1 rRNA gene is annotated in these 1,688 nt (G+C 54.4%); it reads left to right on the top strand.

What is annotated here, in order from left to right:
* A 23S ribosomal RNA gene (locus LC033_RS16235) occupies positions 1-1,669 on the top strand; the annotation flags it as partial.
* Positions 1,670-1,688 lie beyond the last annotated feature (19 nt).

The raw sequence follows: 1,688 nt of genomic DNA, 5'->3' as shown, positions 1-1,688 counted from the left end.
CAAAAGGACTGGTGGAGCGCTTAGAAGTGAGAATGCCGGTATGAGTAGCGAAAGACGGGTGAGAATCCCGTCCACCGAATGCCTAAGGTTTCCTGAGGAAGGCTCGTCCGCTCAGGGTTAGTCGGGACCTAAGCCGAGGCCGAAAGGCGTAGGCGATGGACAACAGGTTGATATTCCTGTACCACCTCCTCACCATTTGAGCAATGGGGGGACGCAGGAGGATAGGGTAAGCGCGGTATTGGATATCCGCGTCCAAGCAGTTAGGCTGGGAAATAGGCAAATCCGTTTCCCGTAAAGGCTGAGCTGTGATGGCGAGCGAAATTTAGTAGCGAAGTTCCTGATTCCACACTGCCAAGAAAAGCCTCTAGCGAGGTGAGAGGTGCCCGTACCGCAAACCGACACAGGTAGGCGAGGAGAGAATCCTAAGGTGATCGAGAGAACTCTCGTTAAGGAACTCGGCAAAATGACCCCGTAACTTCGGGAGAAGGGGTGCTTCTTAGGGTGTTAAAGCCCCGAGAAGCCGCAGTGAATAGGCCCAGGCGACTGTTTAGCAAAAACACAGGTCTCTGCGAAGCCGTAAGGCGAAGTATAGGGGCTGACGCCTGCCCGGTGCTGGAAGGTTAAGAGGAGCGCTTAGCGTAAGCGAAGGTGCGAATTGAAGCCCCAGTAAACGGCGGCCGTAACTATAACGGTCCTAAGGTAGCGAAATTCCTTGTCGGGTAAGTTCCGACCCGCACGAAAGGCGCAACGATCTGGGCACTGTCTCAACGAGAGACTCGGTGAAATTATAGTACCTGTGAAGATGCAGGTTACCCGCGACAGGACGGAAAGACCCCGTGGAGCTTTACTGCAGCCTGATATTGAATGTTGGTACAGCTTGTACAGGATAGGTAGGAGCCTTGGAAACCGGAGCGCTAGCTTCGGTGGAGGCATCGGTGGGATACTACCCTGGCTGTATTGACCTTCTAACCCGCTGCCCTTATCGGGCAGGGAGACAGTGTCAGGTGGGCAGTTTGACTGGGGCGGTCGCCTCCTAAAATGTAACGGAGGCGCCCAAAGGTTCCCTCAGAATGGTTGGAAATCATTCGCAGAGTGTAAAGGCACAAGGGAGCTTGACTGCGAGACCTACAAGTCGAGCAGGGACGAAAGTCGGGCTTAGTGATCCGGTGGTTCCGCATGGAAGGGCCATCGCTCAACGGATAAAAGCTACCCCGGGGATAACAGGCTTATCTCCCCCAAGAGTCCACATCGACGGGGAGGTTTGGCACCTCGATGTCGGCTCATCGCATCCTGGGGCTGTAGTCGGTCCCAAGGGTTGGGCTGTTCGCCCATTAAAGCGGTACGCGAGCTGGGTTCAGAACGTCGTGAGACAGTTCGGTCCCTATCCGTCGCGGGCGCAGGAAATTTGAGAGGAGCTGTCCTTAGTACGAGAGGACCGGGATGGACGCACCGCTGGTGTACCAGTTGTTCTGCCAAGGGCATCGCTGGGTAGCTATGTGCGGACGGGATAAGTGCTGAAAGCATCTAAGCATGAAGCCCCCCTCAAGATGAGATTTCCCATTCCGCAAGGAAGTAAGATCCCTGAAAGATGATCAGGTTGATAGGTCTGAGGTGGAAGCGTGGTGACACGTGGAGCTGACAGATACTAATAGATCGAGGACTTAACCTATATTCTAATGTGAAGCATG

It is taken from the genome of Bacillus stratosphericus (assembly GCF_020524495.1).
Taxonomy (GTDB): domain Bacteria; phylum Bacillota; class Bacilli; order Bacillales; family Bacillaceae; genus Bacillus; species Bacillus stratosphericus_B.
This window is presented reverse-complemented; position numbering and strand designations above follow the sequence as displayed.